Consider the following 24,774-nt stretch of genomic DNA (forward strand, 5'->3'; position numbering starts at 1 on the left):
TTTTTTACACTTTCGCAGTCCGTTTCTGAATCATTGTGCCTGTAGTATCTCTTTTACCAGCAAAGGTTCATCGGTGGTGATATAATCTACTTTCAGGTCGATGATCTTTTGGATATCTTCTGGTTTGTTCACCGTCCATACATTTACTTTTTGCCCCAACGCGTGAGCTTCCTTCACCCATTCCGGTTTTTGATACAACACGTTGAAGTGATAGTCGAATCCGCTCAGCCCCATTTTGGCAAGCACACGGGGTGACAAATCACCATTGAGATAATAGACCGGCGCGTCCGGATCGAGTTTCCTGACCTGCTGTACAAAATTTATTCCGAAAGAAATATATTCCACCCTGTCCTGCAGTCCGCGTTCATGTACCATTTCGATCACTTTCTTCGCCAAATCGTCCTCCCTCTCTTTTGATCTGTGCGTTTTCAACTCAATGATCAGTTTGGTGTGCTTGCATTGGGAGAAAGCGTTCAGGTATTCTTCCATTGTCGGGAGTGGTTCTCCGTTGGCAAGTTTTACCCTTCTGAGCGTGGCAGCCGGTGTGTCCTGCACAATCAGCTTTTTTCCTTCCAGAGTGACATCCGCATCATGATTTACCACCGGAATACCATCGGAAGAGAGCCATATATCCACCTCAGAGCCATATACCCGGATGGAATCGGCTTTTATCAGGGCTGCAATGGAGTTCTGTGCCGAACCGTCGGTCTTCCAGTAACCGCGGTGGGCGATAATCTCAGTTTGTGACCAGCCATAAACGGCAATAAATAAGATAAATGAGAGACTTAGAGAAATTCTTTTGTTCATACCGGTAATTGTTTGTAATAATATTAAAACAAATATACATTATTAAATTCACAAATTTATCACATTTCCGCGAATTTGGAGAATCACAGATCTATTTTAGCTGAGAAGCCCCGGCTCTAAAACAACCTTTATTCCTTACCCTTGATGTTTTGCTCTTGAGGGAGAGGAATGTTATTCAATAGAAGCTCTTTTTATTCTTATTAACGACATAGAGGGCATTCTATGCAGGGCAAAAAGAGGATGATTAAAAAAAGAAGAAGTATGCAATCATTATTCGAAATAAATCCCTCTTCTTTATTTTGTTGAATATTAGTGTTGTATGCGGCGATTCTATTTTTTATTCTTATAAATAGGGATTTCGATTAAAAATTGACACATTTTTATTTGCATGGGTTGATTGATATATTTATCTTTGTTTTAATTAAAAATGTGAATTTGCGCCAAAGGTAAAACAAAATGAGTAATAGCGTGAAAATATCAGCCTCTTTTCCTTTTGCTTCCAGTATGTTAACTAATGTTAACCAATGGGGGGGGCATTTTACACTATTTAACCAATTTGAAAAAATTTTTAAATCGTCACCTTGTGGTTTAAAGTCAACAAATCCAACTCCTTCTTCTTTCTTCGAGATGGCGAGAGCCAGGTTGTTTCATTTCCGGTTTGTTATCGGTTATAGATACCATTCGCATATTCCCCCAAAAAAGAGGATTATTCTATTTTCATCAAGCTCCGTAAATATTCCGGGACATTCATGGGATGTTCCGGATAATAGCATATTGCCGTGATTCAAAGGAATGCGGCAGGTGTTTGTCATGTCTCCGCTTATCCGCTGTTCTGTTTAGAAAAACTGTTCGGAACAAGTTTTATAAAACTGTCTATTACTTATCTAATTTTTAAAATTATGCATAGAAAGCATTTGATCTACTTGTTTATCAATAAACCAACTTAAAACCGATTGGCTGGTTCATCCTCTGTTCCACAGGTAATCCTGGTGTATTGTCCGGTTTTGTGGGGAAGGGAGAATCCGCGGAATGAATCTTAAGGCAAAACTATTTTGGCTGGCACCGAATCAAATACGCATTTTAAAATATTAATTCAAACAACATGAAAGTATGAAACAAAGAATGTTAAGTCTAATGAGGGGGTGGTTATTCGCATCTGTGTGGATGATATCCCTGGGAATGTTTGCGCAAACACGTGTTCAGGGTACGGTTACGGATGTGGGCGGCACGCCGATGATCGGGGTGAATGTCGTCGAAAAGGGAACCCTGAACGGCACGGTTACCGATTCCGAAGGGAATTTCACATTGAATGTGGCCTCTCAAAATTCGGAATTGGTCTTTACCTATGTGGGTTATATCACTGAAGAGGTGCTTGTGGGGAGTAAACGCTCCATTACCGTAGTGATGGTAGAGGATATGGAGAGTCTTCAGGAAATTGTGGTGGTCGGTTATGGAACCCAGGCCAAGAGAGATATCACCGGTTCGGTGGCGGTGGTGAATACGAAAGAACTTCTCGCTTCCTCCGGCGCTTCGGCTACGCAACAGTTGCAGGGCAAAACGCCAGGGGTATATATCGGACAGACCGGTTCTCCCGGTTCGGCTACCATGGTGCGTATCCGCGGAGTCAATACAATCAACGACAACGGGCCGCTGTATGTGATCGACGGTGTTTCCACCCGTAATCAGAACTTAAGCAGTCTCAACCCGAATGATATAGAGAGCATGCAGGTGTTGAAAGATGCTTCTTCGGCAGCTATTTACGGTGCGCAGGCCGCGAACGGTGTGATCCTGATCACCACCAAAAGAGGAACCGGATCGGGGCAGCCGAAACTTTCCTACGACGCCTATTACGGTATGCAAAAAACCGGGAGAAGGTATGACCTGCTCAATTCCGCGGATCGGCTGGCCATAGAGTGGGAATCGCAGTCGAACGCATTGATGCTTCGTGACGTGACCGGCCAAACACCTTCTCATCCTCAGTTTGGTACGGGAGCATCACCTGAAATACCCCAATGGCTGGTTGTAGGTGGAGCGAGTAAAACACAGGATATTAACGATTACTCTTTCCCTGACCTGCAAATGGTGCCTTATTCGGATACCGACTGGTGGGACGCAATAGACCGCGTGGCACCGATCCAAAATCACCAGTTGACGTTATCGGGAGGAGGAGCAAAGGGAAGGTACCTGATGGGTTTAAACTACTTCGACCAACAGGGAACCGTGATCCATACCTTTTATACCCGTTATCAGACTCGCCTGAATACTTCGTTTGATATCCGTCCGTGGCTGCGTATGGGCGAAAACCTGCAATATACGTGGACAAAAGACCTGGGGCTGAACGTAACGGCAACCGAGTCCACGCACTACTCATGGACTTACCGTGCTTCCCCATGGGTTCCCGTAAAAGACACTTTTGGCAATTGGGGCGGATCGAAAATCACTGGCACCGGAAACTGGCAGAATCCCGTGGCCATGCGGGAGCGTGAAAGAGGAAACTACTGGAGTAACTCGCGTATCTTCGGGAACGTATGGGCTGAAGCGGATCTGATGAAAGGGTTGATGTTCCGTACCAGTTTCGGGCTGGATTATACCAATGCCTATAGCTATTATATGAGTAAGAAGAATCCGGAATTCTCTGAAAGTCCGGGCACAAACCATTTTCAGGAAGCGGCTTCTTTCAATTTCCGCTGGGTATGGACCAATACGCTCACTTACAATAAAGTGTTCGAAGATATTCATTCGCTGAACGTGACATTGGGGACCGAAGCAATTCGCGACGGGTTAGGCAGAGGCATGGAAGCCAGGCGTTATCATTATTTGCTGGAAGACAATCACAATACCTGGGTACTCCCGATGGGAGCCAATGACAACCTGCGTACAAATAACTCATGGTACAACGGCGAATTTGCATTGTTCGGTGTTTTCGGCAGGGCTGATTATGCCTTTGCCGATAAATACCTGTTCACCGGTATCGTCCGTCGCGACGGGGTATCACGATTTGCGAAAAAAAACCGCTACGGAACATTTCCTTCCATGTCCGTAGGATGGCGCATGTCGGAAGAAAATTTTATGGACAACACAAGGGAATGGCTGGACGACCTGAAACTGCGCGTGGGTTATGGCCATACCGGAAATGCTGAAATTCCCCGCGCGACCAATTTTGCCATGCTTTTCGGGACATCGCCTGACGTGACCAATTACGACTTGGGCGGTTCCAATACCGGTTCGGATCTGGGATACAGGCTGGCCACCTACGGGAACGAAGATACCCGGTGGGAAGCGATCAAGATGACGAATGTGGGAATAGATGCCACCTTCGGCCAAGGACGTTTTTCTACGACCCTCGAATTCTATAATAAGGTCACTTCGGATATGTTGATCGAGGCAGGTTATTCCGCTTTGGCCAATACCGAGATTGGTCGCCCCTACATTAACTACGGCAGCATGCGTAACAGGGGATTCGATTTTATGTTCAATTACAGGGATAAGGCTGGTGATTGGGCATGGGATATCGGACTGAATGCCTCTACCTATAAAAATAAAGTATTGAAACTCTCTGACGCCGATGATTATGCGCTTTGGGGAAAGGGGGATCGTTTCGATATCGGGGAAACCCGAACCATCAAGGGAAGAGCTGTGTCGGAATTCTACGGATTCAATATTATCGGATTTTATGAGGACGAGAATGACGTGCTCAATTCACCCATACCTTATAAAGCCACGGAAAAGCCCACCGCGCAAGATGCCAAGCGGTATATCGGCAAATATAAATTTGAAGATGTGAGCGGCCCCGACGGGGTGCCCGACGGGAGAATAACCATGGACGACCGCAAGGTCATCGGCAGCCCGCATCCCGATCTTATTTTAGGCCTGAATGCTGCCTTAACCTATAAAAACTGGGATTTCAGCATGTTCTGGTATTCCACGATAGGCAATGACCTTTTGAATAACACCAAATATTTCACCGATTTTCCACTATTTGCAGGAAACCGTTCCACGCGGATGCGCGACCTGTCATGGAAAATGAACGGAGACAATTCCAAAGCCGAATTGCCGATCCTGGATTCACAGGACGACTGGACCGGAACCGTGCTCAATTCGTATTATATAGAAGACGGGTCGTTTGTGAAACTGAAAAACCTCGTAGTGGGATATACATTCCCCAAAACAATACTGGACAAAGTGACCATATCGAATCTGAGGTTGTATATACAGGCGGAGAACCTGCTGACTCTCACTAAATATACCGGTCTCGATCCGGAGATTACCAACAGGGATGCCGGAGAAAGAAACCGTGCCGACCTCAGGAGAGGAATCGACGGCGGCGGATGGCCAACGACGATGCGGTTTCTCTTTGGCGTTAATTTTGAATTCTAAATCGTATTAAAAAAGAAACTATGAAACAGAATAATCTATTTTACATATTGATCGTTTCGATCACTATATTGTTGATTTCCTGCGGGGAAGATTTCCTCTACAAAGCACCTCAGGGCAGTATTGACCAGGATGCACTCAAGAGCCAAACAGGAATTGACCTGTTGACTGTAACCGCTTATGCCAATTTGACCGAGAACGGATGGGGTGCTTCACCTTTCAACTGGACTTTTGGCGGAATGTATGGCGGCGATGCCAACAAGGGATCCGACACCAATGACCAATCGGTGCTCAATGAGATGGAAAAATATGATGTGGCTTCTACCAACGGATATCTTGGTGATAAGTGGAATTGGATCTATAAAGGAGTCAAACGGGTGAATATCGCGCTGCAAACAATGGCGATGGTGGAGGATCTGCCGGAAGCGTTCCAGTCAAAGAGAAACGGAGAACTGCATTTCCTGCGGGCATTGTTTTATTTTGAAGGAATCAAGGTTTTTGGGCCATATATCCCCTGGATAGACGAAACCATTACCGACAATGACCCTAAAGTACACAACGATATCGATATTTACCCAAAAGTATTGGAAGATATTGACATCGCCATCCGTGACCTGCCCAATACACAAGATGCTTCGGGTCGGGCTAATATATGGGCGGCAAAAGCATTGAAAACCAAGATATTGATGCAGAAAGGCGATCTGGCCGCTGCCAAGCCGATCCTGAAAGATATTATTGATAACGGACAAACTTCCAACGGCGCAAAATACGCTTTGGAGGATGACATGAATGCCAACTTCGACAGCTATCGCGATAACGGAAAGGAATCGATATTTGCCGTACAGTTTTCAGCAGAATCCGGCAATGCTAACAGTGGTATGTCACTATGTTATCCTTACGGGGGAGCAACTGAACCGGGCGGCTGCTGCGGTTTTTATCAGCCTTCTTATGAATTGGCCAACTCGTTTAAAGTCGGAGAGGACGGTTTGCCATTATTGGACAATTCTTACAGGAATGCTCCTTTTGTCGATATGAAATATGTTCCGGCAGAAGGGGAGCAAAATGCACCTCTTTCAAAGAATAACAATGATGTGGCGGTAGATCCCCGGATTGATTTTGCCATCGGACGTTATGGTATACCCTATAAAGACTGGGGTTTACCTAAAAACAGCTGGGTACGGGATGTGAACAACGGGGGATATTATGTGCCCAAAAAACATGTATATACCAAGAGAGAATTAGATGCCGGGTTGGCCAATGGTGGCTTCCACGATGGATGGGCGCCGGGGTCGGCTATGAATTTGCAATACCTGAGCCTGCGGGACATAATATTGCTTTATGCCGAGTGTCTGGCCAATGATGACGACCTCTCGGGAGCTATGGAATTGGTAAATCAGATACGTGCCCGTGCCGCGTTGGATGTGAATATCATCAAAAATAACGGTAAACCTGCGGCAAATTATAAAATAGCCAACTATCCTCCCTCTCACGCGGCGTTCAGTGATAAAGAAACCTGTATAAAGGCGGTTCGTATGGAGCGAAAGCTGGAACTGGCCATGGAAGGGCAACGTTGGTTCGATCTCGTCCGTTGGGGCGGGGAAGAGATGGCAAAAGCAATCTCCGATTATGTGGAATTTGAGAAAGCACATATTAATAAATTCGCTTTCTCCAATAAATTGCCTGCGAGCAAAACCATGTTCCCTCTTCCCCAGGAGCAGGTGCAGACCATGGGTAACGATGAAAACGGTAAACCCTATCTGTTGCAGCCTGAACCCTGGAGATAAATCAGTGTGATTATAAAAGAGGGTATGTCCATGGTGTGGGATTGTACCCTCTTTTTAATCGTTATTCCGTATGATTGTAGTAAAACAATGATTAATTGATTTTAAGGATCCGATCAAAATGAGTTGAAACTATCTGTTTGGATACCCAATGGGAAATTAGCCTATTAACGAAAAAGAACAACGAAAAGCAATTTGTGTCTGGTACTTGGTGTTTTGGCCTTCATTTCAAGGCCACCTATAATATAAAAGAAACGATGATGTCAAAAATATTCAACCTGTGTTTGCCTGTTTTATTTCTATCCTGCCTTATTAGCGGTTGTGATCGTTCTTCCGGCCTGAAAGATTTCACCTATAGGTATAGCATGGAGAGTGTCAATAATTTCAAGGTCGAATTCCAGTTGAATCCGGATTCCACCTATCAGATCACTCGGCATAACTATTTTTTCGATAAGTTTGAAGGGAAGGCAAGACCTCTGATTAAAGAAGGAATATTGACACAAGAAGAATTTGACATATTCGCCGGGTTGATAGCCAGAAGTAAGCTGGGAAAGATGAAAGACGCGTATGGTTTCGACCGGAAAGGTGATGTCGACAACAGTATCGTTTATATGGTCGAATTAAAACAAGATGAAAAAAGCAAGTTCGTTTCGGTCAATAGTGGCACTGATGAACATCTGCCGGATGGTTTCAATCATTTGATTGCGTTTACCGGAGAGTTCATCAGTGATAAAATGGAGGTGTTGGAGTAGCATTTAGAGGCTTTCTCCGAAATCTTCCTTGAATTTGGCGATCAGTTTCTGAGGCCAGTCATTTACCGGTTCCAGTCCTCCCATAAAGAAACGGAGTACGGGTGGCTCGTATACGAAACGGAGGCCGCCGATTAATGCCCGGTTTTCATACAGCCAGGTCATCCGGTCTTCTACATATTTGATCTGCGATAAGGTGAACACCCGGCGGGGTACTGCCAGCCGCACCAGTTCCATGTCGGCATAGGTTTCGTTGCCATACTCGTCACGTTGGTTGGAGATGGAGCCTCTTTCCATCCCCCGGATCCCTGAAATAAGAAAGAGCGCCGCGGCCAATGCTCCCGCGGGATATTCTTTTTGCGGGATATGATCGCACACCTTCATCGCATCCACGTGGGCGCCCAACACGCCGGCCGGCTTTACCACCGGCACACCATGTGCGTCCAGCGCATTCACCAAATAAGCGATAAAATCGGGACTCTGGCTGATCATCGTTTCGTCGAGTGTTTCATATAGGCCTACTGCCATTGCTTCAATTTCACGTACAGAGATACCTCCATAGGTGAGAAATCCTTCGAAGAGAGGGACAAGTGCTTCCATCTCCCGGTAAATGTCGCTATTATCCGTGCAGATACCGCCTCCGCGGGAAGAGCTGAGTTTCCGCGCTGAAAAGTAGACAATATCCGCCAGGCCGGTCATGACCTTCATCACTTCCCCCATTGAGCTTCCTTTAAATTCTTCCTCCCGCTGTATCACTAAGTAGGCGTTCTCGCCCAGTAAACTGGCATCGAGCACAAGCCGGATATTGTATTTATCGGCAATAGCCCTTACATCTCTCAGATTCTGTACGGAAAATGGTTGCCCCCCGATAAGATTTGTAGAAGCTTCCATGCGGATGAACGGGATGTTCTTGGCGCCATGGACTTTAATCACTTCTTCCAGTTTTTCAATATTCATGTTTCCCTTGAAAGGGTGGGAAGAGTCGATCACATACGCTTCGTCGTACAGTAGTTCGGCGATCTTGCCCCCATACTGGGTGATGTGCGCCATGGCAGTGGTAAAGTGGTAGTTCATCGGAACCAGATTGCCCTTTCGCACATAGGCGTTCGACAAGATGTTCTCTGCGGCGCGACCCTGGTGTACCGGAAGATAATACTTCTTACCCAGCACATCTTCCACCGCTTTCTGCAGGCGGAAGAAACTTTGCGATCCGGCATAGGCGTCATCGGCCTGCATCATGGCGGCCATTTGATTGTCACTCATCGCATTGGTGCCGCTGTCGGTAAGCATGTCGAGGAATACATCCTTGGTATTGAGCCGGAAAGTGTTGAATCCGCCTTCCCGAAGCGCTTCCAGTCTTCTCTCGATTGGTACTAAATGCAACTTCTGCACTACACGTACCTTGTGCAACTCCAACGGAATATTCTCTCCGTTGTAAAACTTAATTTCATTCATGGGGCTTGTGTGTCTGTCTTATAGTTACTAATTATTTGATAATTCTTGAATATTGTTGTTAATATCAGGTTTTTCCTGATAAATTTAAATTAAAACTGCAAATATAATGAAAGCCGAGAGAAAAGCCAAAATTGTGGGCCTTTTCCGAAATATCCCCTATCTTTGCCGAATGTACGCGTACTACGACAACCAGTTAGGAAATATTCTGATTAAACCCAACGTGAGGGCAAAGAACATCATTGCCCGAAGAAGGGAGGGGGAAATACATCTGACTGTCCCGCATGGCTTTGATTTCAAAAGAGTTCCCGGGGTGTTGGATGAGATGCGTCCGCGGCTGATCAAAATGGCGGTTGCCACTGAACCGTTGATTACTGAGGAATCCGTCATAAATACTTTTACGTTTCAAGCCCGAATATCGAGAACCGATAAAATGAAAAACGTTCAGATGAGATTCAGGGATGGAGAGTTGATGATTTTCATTCCTGATGGATTGGATTTGACGGGCGGACAACTGCAGCATACGGTCAAGGAGATCATCAGGCGGCTCCTGCGGCATGAGGCAAAACGTGTTCTGCCACAAAAGGTCGTCTTTTGGGCAAGAAAATTCAATTTGCCATTTAATCAGGTAAAGATCAACAAAAGCACAACCCGTTGGGGAAGTTGTTCACACCAAAAAAACATCAATCTCTCGTTCTATCTGATGTTGTTACCTGAAAAACTGATCGACTACGTTGTGCTTCACGAGCTGGCGCATACTGTCGAGATGAATCATGGTGAGAAATTCTGGGATTTGTTGAGCAAATTATGCCAGGAGGACGCCAGGGCAATCAGCCGTTCGGTTCGGAAATTCAATTCACCGGATTACAATTTGATAAAACCATAACCAGGATAAGTGCGATCCTGTGTTGCTTATCACATACCCTCCGGGATAAAGCATGACAAAAATGAAATAATTCCGTGAGGATGAAACCGGTTTAATGAAAAAAGCCTATATTTGTGCGCATAAAATTCTAATGATCATCATTGACTAACTTTTTAATAAACAAATCTATGGATAAACCCTATGTGATAGGTATTGATGTGGGCGGTACGAACACCGTCGTGGGCATCGTGGACAAAAGAGGACAGATTTTGAAGAGCGGCAGCATCAAGACAGCTAAACATTCCCAGGTGGAAGATTATCTGGATGAACTTACCAACCTGATCGAAGATCTTATCGCGGGAACAACAACCAAGGATCAGATCAAAGGGATTGGTGCCGGTACACCCAACGGTAATTATTTTACCGGAAGCATTGAGTTTGCTCCCAATCTCCCTTGGAAAGGAGTGATCCCTTTTGCCCAACTGCTGGAAGACCGGGTGGGTATTCCCGTGGCGCTTACCAATGACGCGAATGCGGCGGCTATCGGTGAAATGACCTACGGTGCGGCCCGAGGGATGAAAGATTTTATTGTGATCACACTCGGGACAGGTGTGGGTAGCGGTATTGTGGTGAACGGACAATTGGTGTACGGGCACGATGGTTTTGCCGGTGAACTCGGGCACGTGATCATGCGCCGGCACAATGGCCGTTTATGCGGATGCGGCAGAACCGGTTGCCTGGAAGCCTATGCTTCGGCCACCGGTGTGGCGCGCACAGCCCGTGAATACCTCGAACTGAAGCCTGATACCCAGACACGCCTTCGTAATATCCCGGCCGAGGACATAACTTCCAAAGATGTGTTCGATGCGGCTATGGCCGGAGATGAACTGGCGAAAGACATCTTCAAATTTACCGGAGATATGCTGGGTGAGGCATTTGCCGACTTTGTGGCTTTTTCCAGCCCCGAGGCTATTGTCCTCTTCGGAGGCCTTTCCAAAGCGGGTAACCTCATCATGGATCCTATCCGTGAGAGTATGGAGAGAAACATGTTACCCATCTTCCGGAATAAAGTCAAACTGATGTTTTCCGACCTGAAAGAGAGCGATGCCGCCGTATTGGGCGCCAGCGCGCTCGGCTGGGAAGTGAGAAATTGACCCGGTACCGGAAGGAAGAGCCATTTTTTTTGGTATAGAAGGGGGGAACTGCGAATAAGGCAGCGCCCCTTTTCAGTTTTTACCCCTGTATGTAGGGTCCGGCCGGCAAGCGATTGCCGGCTGTTTTTTCAAATTTATGCAAAACTAACAAGTCGATTGACAGAAAAGAGCGATAGATTTTATACCTTTGTACTCATTTTATAAATAACGACTTAAACGGACGCATAATGTCAAAAAAAATTCAAACAGCCCTCATTTCGGTTTACCATAAGGATGGGCTGGAGGAAATACTTCGGGAATTACATCATTTACGGGTCAAATTTATTTCTACCGGTGGCACCCGGGAATTTATCCAGTCACTAGGTTATGAGTGCGAGGCGGTGGAAGATGTCAGCGGCTATCCCTCTATTCTGGGAGGCCGGGTAAAGACCCTTCATCCGAAAATCTTCGGCGGGATCCTTTACCGGCGCGATAACGAAACCGATAAAAAACAGGTGAAATCTTATGATATTCCTTCTATTGACTTGGTTATTGTTGATCTGTACCCTTTCCGTGAGACGGTTGCTGCCGGTGGTTCGGAAGAAGAGATCATTGAGAAGATAGATATAGGAGGTATTTCGCTTATACGTGCTGCTGCGAAGAATTACAAAAATGTGCTTATCGTTGCTTCGAAAGATCAGTATAAACCGCTGCTCGATCTTTTAAAAGAAAGGGGAGGACTCTCAGGCATAGACGATCGCCGCCGGTTTGCCAAAGAGGCTTTTATGGTCTCCTCCGGGTATGATTCGGCGATATTCGGTTATTTTGACGGTGATGATCATTCGGCACTGCGTATAGCCCGGGAGGGTGGGAAACAGCTGCGTTACGGTGAAAACCCTCACCAGAAGGGAGTGTTTTATGGTAATTTCGACGAAATATTTGAGCAACTCCATGGCAAGGAGATTTCCTATAACAACCTCCTCGACATGGATGCGGCTGTTTCGTTGATCTCAGATTTCAACGAGACGGCTTTGGCTATTCTCAAACATAACAATGCCTGCGGCATGGCTTGTCGTCCCACAGTGAAAGAAGCATGGGATGCCGCCTTGGCTGCCGATCCGGTATCGGCTTTTGGCGGTGTGGTGGTGACCAACCGACGGGTGGACAAAGAAGCAGCCACAGCCATGAACGAGATCTTCTTCGAGATGATCATCGCGCCGGAATACGATAAAGAGGCGCTGGATATTTTGTTCCAAAAGAAAAATCGTATAATTTTGGTATTGATATCGAGTGAGAAAGCTACACAACGTTTGCAATACCGTTCGGTGTTGAATGGCGCCTTGGTGCAGGATAAGGATCTGAGTGTGGAGACTGCTGCCGGGTTGCGGGTGATGACAGCCAAAGCCCCTACGGCAAAAGAAACCGAAGATTTGCTGTTTGCCAATAAGCTGGTGAAGCATACCAAGTCGAATGCCATTGTGCTGGCAAAGGACAAGCAGCTGATCGCGAGCGGTACGGGACAGACTTCGAGGGTTGACGCGTTGAACCAGGCCATAGAGAAGGCGGCCACATTCCATCTCGACCTGGAGGGGGCGGTGATGGCCAGCGATGCTTTCTTCCCCTTTCCGGATTGTGTGGAGATCGCGCACAAAGCCGGGATTACTGCCGTTATACAACCCGGCGGTTCAGTCCGCGACGGTGAATCAGTAGATTACTGCAATCAAAACGGCCTTTCGATGGTGAAGACCGGCGTAAGGCATTTCAAACATTAAACACAAAGCATAGTTACTATCGAATAGCTTAATATATTTATACATTATGGGCTTATTTTCATTTACACAGGAGCTGGCAATGGACCTTGGTACCGCCAATTCCGTCATTGTGAACAACGCGGGAAAGATACTCCTGGACGAACCCTCTATCGTGGCGCTGGATCGCAAGACCGACAAGATGATTGCTTTGGGCGAAAAGGCAAGACAGATGCACGGTAAGACACATGAGAATATTCGTACGGTGAGACCGTTGAGAGACGGTGTGATCGCCGATTTCAACGCTGCGGAGCAGATGATCCGGGGCATGATCAAGATGGCGAACAAAAACAGAGGAGGGTTGTTCTCCCCTTCGCTGCGCGTGGTCGTCTGCATCCCCTCGGGAAGCACCGAAGTGGAGATCCGTGCCGTGCGCGACTCGGCGGAACATGCCGGAGGCCGCGATGTCTATATGATCTTTGAACCGATGGCCGCAGCCCTCGGGATCGGTCTCGACGTGGAAGCCCCTGAAGGCAATATGATCGTGGACATAGGTGGCGGCACCACTGAGATCGCCGTGATCTCGCTCGGAGGCATCGTTTCCAATAAATCGATCAAAATTGCCGGTGATGATTTTACCGAAGACATCCAGGATTATATGGGACGTCAACACAATATCAAGGTGGGGGACCGCACTGCCGAACAGATCAAGATCAATGTGGGCTCTGTGCTTACTGAGCTCGACAATCCGCCTGAGGATTTTATCGTGCACGGACCTAACAGGATGACCTCACTGCCCATGGATGTGCCTGTATCCTATCAGGAGATTGCGCATTGCATCGAGAAATCGGTGTCCAAGGTCGACTCGGCTGTGCTGAGCGCGCTGGAGCAGACGCCTCCCGAATTGTATGCCGATATTGTACGCAACGGTATCTACCTGACCGGCGGCGGTGCTTTGCTGAGAGGGCTCGATAAAAGGCTGACCGAGAAAATTGGCATCCCTTTCAGGGTGGTGGACGACCCCCTGCATATGGTAGCCAAGGGAACCAGTATCGCACTGAGGAATATTGATAAATTTACCTTTTTGATGCGCTAATTCGCCGTGAGTTCTTAGCGGCTGGCTAAGGGAAGATCAGGCATAAGGCATAGGTTTATATGCGTAATCTTTTTATCTTTATCATTCGAAATAGTCACTGGTTGCTTGCCGCACTGCTGGTAGCAGTCAGTTTCTATCTCGTTTTTACGCACAATTCCTATCAACGCAGCGTCTATCTTACTTCAGCCAACCAGGTGACAGGATGGTTTTACTCGCTCTCCGGGGATGTCACATCGTTCTTCCATCTGAAGAAAAATAATCAGTTGTTGTTGGAACGAAGTGCCGAACTGGAGAAACAGATCCTTGCTCTCAAAGACCGGATTGCTCTCCTTGCTGCCGCCGATTCCGCAGAAGTGAACGCATTCGTAAGTGATTCCGTCCCGATGCCGCAATTCGGTTATATCCCCGCCGAAGTGGTCAACCTGAGTTTTTCGGGTGTAAATAACTTCATCACCATCAGTAAAGGATCCCGGCACGGTATCAAACCCGATATGGGGGTGATCTCAACAGGTGGCGTGGTAGGGGTGGTGTCGGTCGTATCGCCCAACTTCTCAGTGGTAATCCCGGTTATCAATCCCAAATTCCGGCTAAGTGCCAGGCTGAAAAATTCCGAAAATTACGGCTCTGTCTTCTGGGACGGGACAAGCATCGGTGAGGCGCAATTGCAGGAGTTGCCTAAGCATGAAGATTTTCATAAGGGTGATACTGTGATGACCAGCTTTTCCCGCATCTTTCCCAGAAATACTGTCATTGGTTTTGTCAGTAGTCAGGGAGAGTCGAAGGATGATAATTTCAATACGTTCAATATTCAACTGGCCACCAATTTCTATACGTTGCAGGACGTGCTGGTGATCGATGATACCTATTATGAGGAACAGAAACAGCTCGAAGAGACGTTACAGGAATGAAATTGAGTTATATATACGAGTTAGTGCTTTTTGTGGCGCTGATCCTGCTTCAGACGTTGCTGCTGAACCGGATCAGCCTGTTCGGTATCGCCACTCCTGTCCTGTATATCTATTTCCTGCTGAAGCTGCCGGTAGGCAGAAACCGCTATTATGTGATCACTTCCGCCTTTTTGATGGGGCTGATCATCGACATCTTTTTAAATACACCGGGAATGAATGCGGCCGCGATCACTATGGTCGCGGCTCTTAGAAAAAATGTCCTGGGGCTTTTCTTTGAAAGGGAAGGATACGATGATTTCGTGCCCGGCATCCATACTGCCGCCGCCCCTTTCGCGCGATTCACTATTTTCATGGTGCTCCTGCATCTCACGTTGTTGTTCTTTATTGAATCGTTCACACTTTTTAATCTGAAGAATACTCTGCTACGGATTGCGACCTCATCGGCCGTCACCATCCCGTTGATTATTGCGTTGGATAGTTTAATGTTTAGGAGAAAACCGGGTGAACAATAATGCCAATCCCCTTGCCAAAAGACGATACGTGATTGCCGCGGCGGCGGTGATGATCGTATTGGTGTATCTGGCTCAACTCTTCAAGTTGCAGTTGATGAGTCCCCAATACAGGGAGTATGCCGACAGTAACGCTTTCCTGCGCAGGACTCTCTATCCGGCAAGAGGCGCCATATATGACCGGAATGGTAAACTGCTGGTCTATAACAGGCCTACCTATGATGTGATGATGGTGGTCCGTGAGATGAAACAGTTCGACACGCTCGATTTTTGCCGCACGCTCAATATCGATATGGAACGGTTTTATAGCCTGAATGCCGATATGAGAGACCGCCGGAAGAACCCCGGTTATTCATCCTATACCCCGCAACTGTTCATGACACAGCTCAATGTGGAGGAATACGGGCTATTGCAGGAGAAACTGTATAAATTTCCGGGGATTTATATTCAGAGCCGTACTGAACGGCAATACAATTACCCCAACATGGGACTTATCCTTGGCTACATCGCCGAGGTTGATAAGAATAAGATGGCCGCCGATCCCTATTATGTGAGGGGTGATTATGTCGGAAAATCGGGCATTGAGTTGTCGCATGAAGAAGACCTCCGGGGTGAAAAGGGGGTGGAAATACTTCTCCGTGACGCGCATGGGAGAGTGCAGGGAAAGTATGAAGATGGTGCGCATGATAAAGCGCCGGTATCGGGGAAAGACCTTACCTTGGGTATCGATATCGATCTGCAGGCATACGGTGAGAAACTGATGCACAACAAAGTGGGCAGTATTGTGATGATCGATCCCAAAACCGGTGAGATACTCTGCATGGTCTCGGCCCCTGCCTATGACCCCGTACTTCTTACCGGAAAAAGTTTCAGCGCCAATTACCGGCAGCTTGAAAGCAATCCCTTTAAACCGCTTTTCAACAGGGCTATTGCCGGCACATATCCGCCGGGATCGACCTTTAAACCCACGCAGGGCCTCATCTTCCTGCAGGAAGGTATTCTCACTCCCGAGACACGATATGCCTGTTATGGCGGATATCCTCCACTGGGAGGACGTCCCGGCTGCCATTCCCACGCTTCACCCTTGTCCATCCAATACGCCCTCACCACATCCTGTAACTCTTTCTTCTGCTACGGATTGAACGCCATGTTGAGTAACAGGAGCAAGTATGCCACGGTAGGGGCCGCTTTCGACGTGTGGCGCGACCATATGGTGGATATGGGCTTCGGTTATCCGTTGGGAGTAGATCTCCCTTCCGAGAAAAGAGGTTTTATTCCCAACAGCAAATTCTATACGAACGTTTTCAAAACGGAACGTTGGAATGCGCATAATATAATCTCCATCGCCATCGGACAGGGTGAGATCCTTGCCACACCCCTGCAGATCGCCAACCTGGGTGCCATGATCGCCAACAGGGGATATTATTATACACCCCATGTGGTAAAAGAACGCAAAGGAGCGGCACTGGAGGCAACCTATACCACGCGGCATGACTCAGGCATCAACAGGGAGTACCTCGATATAACCGTCAAGGGAATGGCTGACGCGGTGACCATGGGTACCTGTCGCGGTATTAATCTGGCACCGTTTGTGGAAGTATGCGGCAAGACCGGTACGGCTGAAAACCCGCATGGCGATGACCACTCGCTCTTTATGGGCTTTGCGCCGAAAGATGATCCGCAGGTGGCTATCGCCGTCATTGTGGAGAATGGACGGTTTGGCGCGACAAATGCTGTGCCCATCGCAAGGTTGATGATGCAGAAATTCTTCAGGGGAGAGATACCCGAGAGCGATCAATGGTTAGAGACCACTATCATGAAGCGTGAAATACTACCCTACGTGTATACCAGGAATCTGCCTGCCGTCAAGTCTCCTGACAATTAAACAATAAGATATGATGATCTATCAGGGAAGCAACGAAATAGAGGAAAAGGGGAAAGTGGACAAGCCGACTGTCATTTTCTACCTCGTTTTTGTGCTGCTGGGATGGCTCAATATCTATGCGGCCAGTTTCGATCTGGAAAATGCCACGGGACTGTTCGACCTCTCTTCCAGGGCGGGGATGCAGTTGATCTGGATGGGTACTTCATTCCTACTGGCTTTTGTTCTGCTGAAAATCGATACCGCTTTCTATGAAACGTACGCATTTCTGTTTTATCTGGCAGGTATTCTATTGCTGGTGGTCACCCTTTTGGTGGCGGAAGAAATCAACGGTTCCCGTTCATGGCTGATTATCGGACCGGTGCGGCTGCAACCCGCGGAATTTATGAAATTCATTATCGCCCTTACATTGGCCAGGGTATTCAATTCATATAGCTTTCACCTGATGGAACGGAAGAACCTCTGGTTGGTAAGTGCTGTCATCCTGTTGCCGGTGATCCTGGTAATCGCGCAGAGCGAGACGGGGACGGCCCTTGTATACCTGAGTTTTATCCTGGTGTTATACAGGGAAGGGTTACCCGGTGGATTCCTCTTTATGGGGATCGCGGCTATCCTCTATTTTGTGCTGGGTATCCGGTTCTCTGATCAACAGATGGGCGCCCTTTCCGAAGGTGAATTCGTCACAGTCATTCTTATTATTATTTTCTCGGCAGCCATGATATGGAATTATATCAAACGGCGTGACACCTTCTTCACGCTTCTGCTGTCGGCAGCCGCTGTTTTTTTACTGGCTTTTGTGGCTTCATTTTTTACCCCACATGTCGACTGGGGAATAGTGGCCATCACGGCATTGTCGTATACTGCCCTTTATCTGTTATTCCATTTTTTCAGATACGGAAAAAGAACATATCTCTATATTTTTCTGTTTCTGATCGGCTCTTTTGCCTTTCTTGAATCGGTGGAGTATGTGTTTTATGATGTGCTTCAGCCGCACCAGCAGATGCGTATTAAGGTGACGTTGGGAATGGAACAGGATTTGAGTGGAGCGGGATATCATGTGGGACAATCCAAAATCGCCATCGGGTCGGGAGGGCTGACGGGAAAAGGATTCCTCAATGGTACACAGACCAAGCTCAAGTATGTTCCCGAACAGGACACCGATTTTATTTTCTGTACCATAGGTGAGGAACACGGATTTATAGGCTCCTCCGTTGTCCTGTTGCTGATGATGTTCTTTGTGCTCCGGCTGCTCCGCCTGGCGGAGCGGCAGACAACCGTTTTTGGCCGCACTTATGGTTATGGCGTGGCGGGCGTCTTCCTGTTTCATATGATCGTCAATATCGGTATGGTGATCGGCATTATGCCCGTCATTGGAATTCCGTTGCCTTTTTTCAGCTACGGGGGATCTTCGTTATGGGGATTTACTATTTTACTCTTTATTTTTCTTCGGATCGATAAATCGAGAAAACGGAGTTGAAATGAAAAATGATGCGGAAATAAACAGGGCGTCCTTCCCTCCTGTGAAATGAAAATGAACAGCTGTTACCTGAATCGTAAAGCGATGAAAATGCTTACAGGCATATTGTTTACGGGCCTGTTCTCTGTGATCATGACCGTACAGGCCTCTCCCGCGGACTCGCTCTTACTCTACTTCCGACAAGTGGAGGAAGCCACCTTGCTGCATCAGGGGTTGTGGGATAAAGATATTTACGGTCCCATCCTCCTTGTGGATGCCGCGACAAGAGAGGTTTATGCCAACGTGCCCGATGCACACGGTGTCTTGAAATTCGATAAAGGCATTTACAAGGGCATATTGCCCAAAGAAGTAACCATTTCCAATACCGATATCCAATGGAGCGGCACTCATTGGGCGATGATCACATTGCCATTATCTGCCAACGAACATGATCGTGTTGATATTATTACCCATGAGTTGTTTCACGTAGCCCAACCTTCCCTGGGCTTTCAGATCAGGAGGGAAGAGAATAACCATTTGGATGTCAGAGAAGGGAGGATATACTTGCGTCTTGAAATGGCAGCGCTGGAAGCGGCATTAAAAGCCCGAAGATTTGAACGGGCAGAGGAGCATCTGAAAAACGCATTAATTTTCAGGAAGTATCGTCAAATGCTATATCGGGGCTCCGAAACAACGGAAAACAGTCTCGAATTACTGGAAGGATTGGCCACTTACACGGGGCAGATAATGAGTGGGCGTAATAAATGGCAGTGGAGAGAATATCTTATCCGGCGGATCGAACTGTTTGAAAAAGTACCCTCATTTGTACGCTCATTTGCCTATGAAACAGTACCGGTGTACGGATTTTTCCTCTATCAGAAAGATAACCATTGGAATAAAAAAGTGGATGGGGAAACACAACTCACTGAATTCTTCTCAGAAGCATTCGAAGCAGACATGCGCATCCTGTTGCAGTCGTATGTAAAACAGGTTGCTGAAGATTATCGGGGCCGCACAATTGCCGATGAGGAGGGCAAACGGGAAGTATCCCATAATTTGGTGCTTGAGATGTATCGGGGGAAATTTTTCGAGGAGCCGCGTCTCGAAATACGGCTGGAAGAGATGAATATGGCTTTCAACCCGCAAAATATCATTCCTCTTGACGAGGATGAGGGAACGGTTTATCCCACCATCACCCTCAGTGATAACTGGGGCGTACTTACTGTGGAGGAAGGAGGGGCATTGCTCAGAAATGATTGGCGATGGGTGATTGTTTCGGAACCGTTGGAGATAACCGGCAAGAGAATTGCCGGAGAGGGATGGGTGATTGAACTCAATGAAGGATATGAGATAAATAGAATTCCGCGGGGTGATTATCAAATTTTGAGAAAGACACCTGTCAACCACCCACCGGAGAAAGGGGACTCTTTTTATTAGACCATCGATTTGGTCACGAAAAATAATATGGTTAATTTTACGCTTCAGACTATTCTTCGCCATGGCATAGCTCAAGCAAGCTCGGCCTGTGCATTTGGCTTAACGGAATGGTGCGTTTTGAAAGGGATTATAATGAACGAAGGAGAGAAGAAAGTTGTCAGCAGGATGATCGCGCTTTACTGCCGGTCTAAACACAGTTCGGGTAAGGAGTTATGTGCAGAATGCGGGTCGTTGCGGAGGTATGCCTTGCAGCGATTGGAGACTTGCTGTTTTGGAGAAGAGAAGCCCACCTGCGCTAAATGTCCCGTCCACTGCTATAACCACAGCATGCGGGAGAAAATCAAGGAAGTGATGCGTTTCGCGGGTCCGCAGATGTTGCTTGTGCATCCTGTGGCAGCTATCCGTCATCTTTATCGTGAACGCAGGCATGAGCGCGATTTTACCGCAAAAGTCAAAGCAAATCGCAACAGGTAGTGGCTTTATTGAATCAATATAGTGTTATGGCCGATGTGCTGATGGAGCACAATGAGCTTATTCCTGTGCTGAACCGTTTCGGGATACGGCTTGGCGTGGGAGACAAGACTATTGGGGAACTGTGCGATGAATACAGACTCAACCCCGACTTCATCCTTACCATCCTGAATGTCTATCTCAATGAAAACTACCTCCCTGAGGCCTCACTTGCCCTGTTTGACGCCCAAGCCATTGCCGATTATTTCCAGTGCGCGGTGGAAAGTTATATTCACGAATTGATACCCAACATTGGAAAACACTTGAATGCTTTTGTCGTCATCAATGGTGCCGAAAATGAAGAGCTGAGAATACTCAATGACATCTTCCACAAATTCAAGGAGAAAATGACGGAACACCTGCGGAATCAAACCCTCTTCGATGATGATTTCCCCTATGAATTGCTACACGACCTGAAGAATATTTTAATCAGGCATCTCTCCAAAGAGTTCAATCAGAATCTTATGCACGCGATCATCTTTTCCGTCCATTCTTTTGAAAAAGATCTTGCCGTCCACAACAGGTTACGTGAGAAAGTACTTCGACCCAAACTCGACGAATTGGACTCAACCGGTATCCGACACCTGCATCATGCCATTTCCGGTGAGCATGCGCCGCAGCAACCCGACCGCCATCCCCACCAGCTTACCAGCCGGGAAGAGGAAATCCTGCGGCTTATAGTGAGAGGATACCTTAATAAAGAGATAGCGGAAAAACTGCACATCAGCCATAATACAGTCCTCACACACCGAAAGAATATCATTTCAAAAACAGGAATTAAAACCGTGTCGGGACTCACTTTTTATGCTATCCGTAAAGGGTTGATATCCATGGGATGAACTGTTCCGGGATTCTAAGCGAATGGTGAAAAATTAAAACATTACCTTTATCGCGTGAAGCGCGTTGTCATATCCATGATCCAAGGTGTTGGAATCATATCCTTGACCCCCGATTTCCTCTGTTCGTTCCGTCGGGATCTGATGAGGAAATAGGGAATCACCGCAAAGATGCAATTAAGCCGGTAAATACTTTTAAAAGAGAATAAAAAGAATTATTTTTGTTCTCATTTAGAGCCGGAGGATACGGGTAATTACAACCTGTCAGGATAAACAGGGAAAAGACGTTTTCGTTAAGCAATACGAGATGAATGAACCTCAAAATAATAAATAAAATAGCGAATTATGAGTAATCAGAGAGAGAAACTTTTCACAGGTTTTCCTCCCATTTCCACTGAAGAGTGGATGGAAGTCATCACAAAAGACCTGAAAGGGGCCGACTTCCAAAAAAAACTGGTGTGGAGGACCAACGAAGGGTTTAATGTGAATCCTTTTTATCGCGTAGAAGATATAGAAGGATCCCTTGCGGCCGAAAATCTGCCGGGCCAGTTCCCCTATGTGCGCAGTACCAGAAAAGATAATAAGTGGTATGTGCGTCACGATATCAAAGTGAAAGACTTTGCGGAGGCTAACAGGAAAGCGCTTACCCTGCTGGAAAAGGGTGTCACCTCTTTGGGTTTTCGTCTGCCGAAGAATGCACTTTCGGCTGAAAACGTAGAGATACTCCTTCAGGGGATCGCCCCCGACAGGGTAGAGTTGAACTTCAGCACCTGCATCTCGCGCACCATCGATCTGGCCCGCCTGGTCACGGAGTATGTCCGTTCGCAGAATCTCAATGTGATGGAATGCCACGGTTCTATTGAATTCGATCCTTTCAGGAAAATCCTCAAAAAAGGGATTGACGAACCCGATTGGGTGGAAAAGGCAGTGGAGATGGTGAACATTACCGCGCCGCTTCCCCGCTATCGTGCCATTACCGTATCGGGAGACAGGATGAACGATGCCGGCGCTTACAGCTATCAGGAGCTGGGATACAGCCTGGCCTATGCAAACCAAGTGTTATCGGCGTTGATCGGGAATGGTGTCGATCCTTCCATGGCTGCGAAAAAGATAAAGTTCGAAATGGGGGTGGGGGCCAACTACTTCATGGAGATTGCGAAATTTCGCGCGGCACGTTGGCTGTGGGCCCAGATCGTGGATGCCTACAAACCGCCCTGTGCGCATGACTGCGATAACAAATCGCCCGACGGCACCTGCCGCTGTGCCGCGAAAATGAATATACATGCCTCCACTTCTCGATTCAACCAGTCGTTGTACGACCCCTATGTGAATATGCTGCGTACCCAAACAGAGGCGATGTCCGCTACCATCGCCGCGGTCGATTCGCTTACCGTGCGTCCTTTCGACGAGGCTTTCGAGACACCTACTGCCTTTGCGGAACGGATTGCCCTCAACCAGCAACTGCTGCTGAAAGAAGAGTCTCATTTCGATAAGATCACCGATCCTTCATCAGGATCATATTATATTGAAACACTCACATCCGCTCTGGCCGAACAAGCCTGGAAGTTGTTCCTCGAAACCGAAGAGACCGGTTTCTACGAAGCCATCAAGGCAGGCACCGTACAGGATGCCATCAATGCTTCCGCCAATGCCCGCTTCAATGCGGTAGCCAACCGACGGGAAATCCTGCTGGGTACCAATCAGTATCCCAACTTCGGCGAGGCCATGAGCCAAAAGATAGAAGATGACCAGGCCCACTGTGGTTGCGGAAATGATGAGACCCACAACAGCCCGCTCAAGCGGCTCAATACGCGTCGTCTTTCCAACGCTTTCGACGAATTGCGTCTGGCTACCGAACGGAGTGGCAGACGACCCAAAGTATTTATGCTTACCATCGGTAATCTGGCCATGCGTTTGGCACGCTCGCAGTTCTCAAGTAATTTCTTTGCTTGTGCCGGTTACGAGATCATCGACAACCTCGGATTCAAAACGGTAGAAGAGGGGGTCGATGCAGCCCGGGGCAAAGGTGCCGACATAGTGGTGCTCTGCTCAAGCGATGATGAATATGCTGCGTTGGCCCCTGAAGCTTATAACCTTCTCAAAGGGGGAAAAGAGATTTTCGTGGTGGCCGGCGCTCCCGCCTGCGCGGACGATCTCAAGGCGATCGGTGTCGAACACTTTATCAACGTGCGCAGTAATGTGTTGGAGACGCTGAAATCATTCAATGAGAAGCTTTTGCATTAGAGTGAAGAATAAAGGACAAGGAGTAAAGTGTTGGGAAAACTGAAAAACTGGATCATTGTGGCGCATCCCTGGGCGTTCCCCGCATCGGCATCGCCGGCGCTGATTGCCATATCCTATCTCTTTTACCTCTATAAAAGAGGGGAGATCGCCGGATTAAACTGGACATATGGCATTTTGGCTCTTTTCGGCGCGGTCATTTTCCATATGGCGGGAAACCTGATAGGTGAGTACCATGACTATATCAGTGGAGTAGACCGCAAAGAAAAGACCGGCCCGTCGCGACTGATCGTGATGGGGATTTTCAAACCCACAACGGTTCTCTATTATGGCTATGCGGTGCTCTTTGTCGGTATTTTATTAGGAATTTATCTCCTGTTAAATACCGGTCTTCCACTGCTGTTCATCGGCATTATCGGGATCGTCAGCTCCACGCTTTACTACAAATTCAAGTATATGGGGTTGGGAGACCTGCTTATCTTTATCTGTTACGGTTTGTCGATTGCCTTGGGAGTGGCTTATGTCATGACCGGACAATTGTTGTGGCCCATACTGCTCGTAATAACGCCTGTGGGTTTGCTCATCGTGGCCATATTGCATGCCAATAACACGCGCGATATGCTGCAGGACAAGCAAGCCGGTATACGTACTCAGGCAATGAATATGGGGCTCGAAGGGTCTCAGGTCACCTATCAGACAATGCTTTTGGTCGCTTACCTGCTGATTGCGATCATGGTGATGATACAGATGCTCGACACCTGGGTGTTTCTGGTACTTTTCAGTTTTCCGCTAGCCATCAAGAATATTAAACTGATGAGGAAAGCGACAATGGACGACCTGGGGATTATCCGCTTTCTGGATACCCACACAGCCCAATTGGTGCTCTTATTCAGTCTGCTCATGGTGGCCGGCAATGTGATAGCTTCTTTTATATAAAAACAAAGGTGATTTACAATAAAAATGATCGAACCAAGTCCAAAAGTCCTGATT

The 24,774-nt window shown here is 47.3% G+C and carries 18 protein-coding genes; 16 read left to right on the top strand and 2 right to left on the bottom strand.

Features of this window, described 5'->3' with window-relative positions; all coding sequences use genetic code 11:
- Positions 1–30 precede the first annotated feature (30 nt).
- Positions 31–807, bottom strand: a complete 777-nt coding sequence (locus D7D25_RS10820) for a glycerophosphodiester phosphodiesterase family protein (RefSeq protein WP_122968972.1) — start codon at positions 805–807, stop codon at positions 31–33.
- 1,134 nt (positions 808–1,941) lie between these two features.
- Between D7D25_RS10820 and D7D25_RS10825 the strand changes: the two genes are divergently transcribed.
- The 3 genes from D7D25_RS10825 to D7D25_RS10835 all read left to right on the top strand — a co-directional run bounded on the left by D7D25_RS10825 (position 1,942) and on the right by D7D25_RS10835 (position 7,714).
- Positions 1,942–5,184, top strand: coding sequence for a TonB-dependent receptor (locus D7D25_RS10825; protein WP_122968973.1), 3,243 nt, complete (start codon positions 1,942–1,944; stop codon positions 5,182–5,184).
- Between the two features lie 20 nt (positions 5,185–5,204).
- Entirely contained in the window at positions 5,205–6,965 is a 1,761-nt protein-coding gene (locus D7D25_RS10830; protein ID WP_122968974.1) for a RagB/SusD family nutrient uptake outer membrane protein, read from the top strand.
- Positions 6,966–7,219: 254 nt separating this feature from the next.
- Complete coding sequence (locus tag D7D25_RS10835; RefSeq protein WP_148038909.1) at positions 7,220–7,714, top strand: hypothetical protein; 495 nt, start codon at positions 7,220–7,222, stop codon at positions 7,712–7,714.
- Positions 7,715–7,717: 3 nt separating this feature from the next.
- On the opposite strand, the gene D7D25_RS10840 is transcribed toward D7D25_RS10835, so the two are convergent.
- On the bottom strand, positions 7,718–9,166 hold the full coding sequence (locus tag D7D25_RS10840) for a tryptophanase (protein WP_122968976.1): 1,449 nt from the start codon (positions 9,164–9,166) through the stop codon (positions 7,718–7,720).
- A gap of 106 nt (positions 9,167–9,272) precedes the next feature.
- Here D7D25_RS10840 and D7D25_RS10845 point away from each other — a divergent pair, with 106 nt between their 5' ends.
- The 13 genes from D7D25_RS10845 (at position 9,273) to menA (ending at position 24,720) form a co-directional block, all read left to right on the top strand.
- Positions 9,273–10,049 carry a M48 family metallopeptidase gene (locus tag D7D25_RS10845; RefSeq protein ID WP_122968977.1) on the top strand — a complete coding sequence of 259 codons (777 nt, stop codon included), beginning with the start codon at positions 9,273–9,275 and terminating at the stop codon, positions 10,047–10,049.
- Positions 10,050–10,216: 167 nt separating this feature from the next.
- On the top strand, positions 10,217–11,182 hold the full coding sequence (locus tag D7D25_RS10850; RefSeq protein WP_122968978.1) for an ROK family protein: 966 nt from the start codon (positions 10,217–10,219) through the stop codon (positions 11,180–11,182).
- A 227-nt stretch (positions 11,183–11,409) separates the two neighbouring features.
- Positions 11,410–12,933: a bifunctional phosphoribosylaminoimidazolecarboxamide formyltransferase/IMP cyclohydrolase gene (purH, locus tag D7D25_RS10855; RefSeq protein ID WP_122968979.1), complete on the top strand. Its 1,524-nt coding sequence runs from the start codon at positions 11,410–11,412 to the stop codon at positions 12,931–12,933.
- A 46-nt stretch (positions 12,934–12,979) separates the two neighbouring features.
- The gene (locus D7D25_RS10860; RefSeq protein ID WP_019539746.1) at positions 12,980–14,005 is read left to right on the top strand and encodes a rod shape-determining protein; all 1,026 of its coding nucleotides are present in this window, start codon (positions 12,980–12,982) and stop codon (positions 14,003–14,005) included.
- Between the two features lie 59 nt (positions 14,006–14,064).
- Positions 14,065–14,913, top strand: a complete 849-nt coding sequence (gene mreC / locus D7D25_RS10865; protein ID WP_122968980.1) for a rod shape-determining protein MreC — start codon at positions 14,065–14,067, stop codon at positions 14,911–14,913.
- The gene (gene mreD, locus D7D25_RS10870; RefSeq protein WP_122968981.1) at positions 14,910–15,425 is read left to right on the top strand and encodes a rod shape-determining protein MreD; all 516 of its coding nucleotides are present in this window, start codon (positions 14,910–14,912) and stop codon (positions 15,423–15,425) included. Before mreC ends, mreD begins: the two co-directional genes overlap by 4 nt.
- Positions 15,415–17,307 carry a penicillin-binding protein 2 gene (mrdA, locus tag D7D25_RS10875; protein ID WP_122968982.1) on the top strand — a complete coding sequence of 631 codons (1,893 nt, stop codon included), beginning with the start codon at positions 15,415–15,417 and terminating at the stop codon, positions 17,305–17,307. The genes mreD and mrdA overlap by 11 nt, the downstream gene beginning before the upstream one ends.
- Positions 17,308–17,320: 13 nt before the next feature.
- The gene (gene rodA, locus D7D25_RS10880; RefSeq protein ID WP_122969022.1) at positions 17,321–18,781 is read left to right on the top strand and encodes a rod shape-determining protein RodA; all 1,461 of its coding nucleotides are present in this window, start codon (positions 17,321–17,323) and stop codon (positions 18,779–18,781) included.
- A gap of 54 nt (positions 18,782–18,835) precedes the next feature.
- Positions 18,836–20,197 (top strand): hypothetical protein, encoded by a 1,362-nt coding sequence (locus D7D25_RS10885; RefSeq protein ID WP_148038910.1) that lies wholly within the window; start codon positions 18,836–18,838, stop codon positions 20,195–20,197.
- Positions 20,198–20,224: 27 nt separating this feature from the next.
- Positions 20,225–20,671 carry a nitrous oxide-stimulated promoter family protein gene (locus tag D7D25_RS10890; RefSeq protein ID WP_370453852.1) on the top strand — a complete coding sequence of 149 codons (447 nt, stop codon included), beginning with the start codon at positions 20,225–20,227 and terminating at the stop codon, positions 20,669–20,671.
- Entirely contained in the window at positions 20,671–21,546 is an 876-nt protein-coding gene (locus D7D25_RS10895) for a response regulator transcription factor (protein WP_148038911.1), read from the top strand. The genes D7D25_RS10890 and D7D25_RS10895 overlap by 1 nt, the downstream gene beginning before the upstream one ends.
- A gap of 342 nt (positions 21,547–21,888) precedes the next feature.
- Complete coding sequence (gene mutA, locus D7D25_RS10900) at positions 21,889–23,787, top strand: methylmalonyl-CoA mutase small subunit (RefSeq protein WP_122968985.1); 1,899 nt, start codon at positions 21,889–21,891, stop codon at positions 23,785–23,787.
- A 30-nt stretch (positions 23,788–23,817) separates the two neighbouring features.
- Complete coding sequence (gene menA, locus D7D25_RS10905; protein ID WP_158602597.1) at positions 23,818–24,720, top strand: 1,4-dihydroxy-2-naphthoate octaprenyltransferase; 903 nt, start codon at positions 23,818–23,820, stop codon at positions 24,718–24,720.
- The last annotated feature ends 54 nt before the right edge of the window (positions 24,721–24,774 follow it).

Source organism: Proteiniphilum sp. X52 (assembly GCF_003712195.1).
Taxonomy (GTDB): Bacteria; Bacteroidota; Bacteroidia; order Bacteroidales; family Dysgonomonadaceae; genus Proteiniphilum.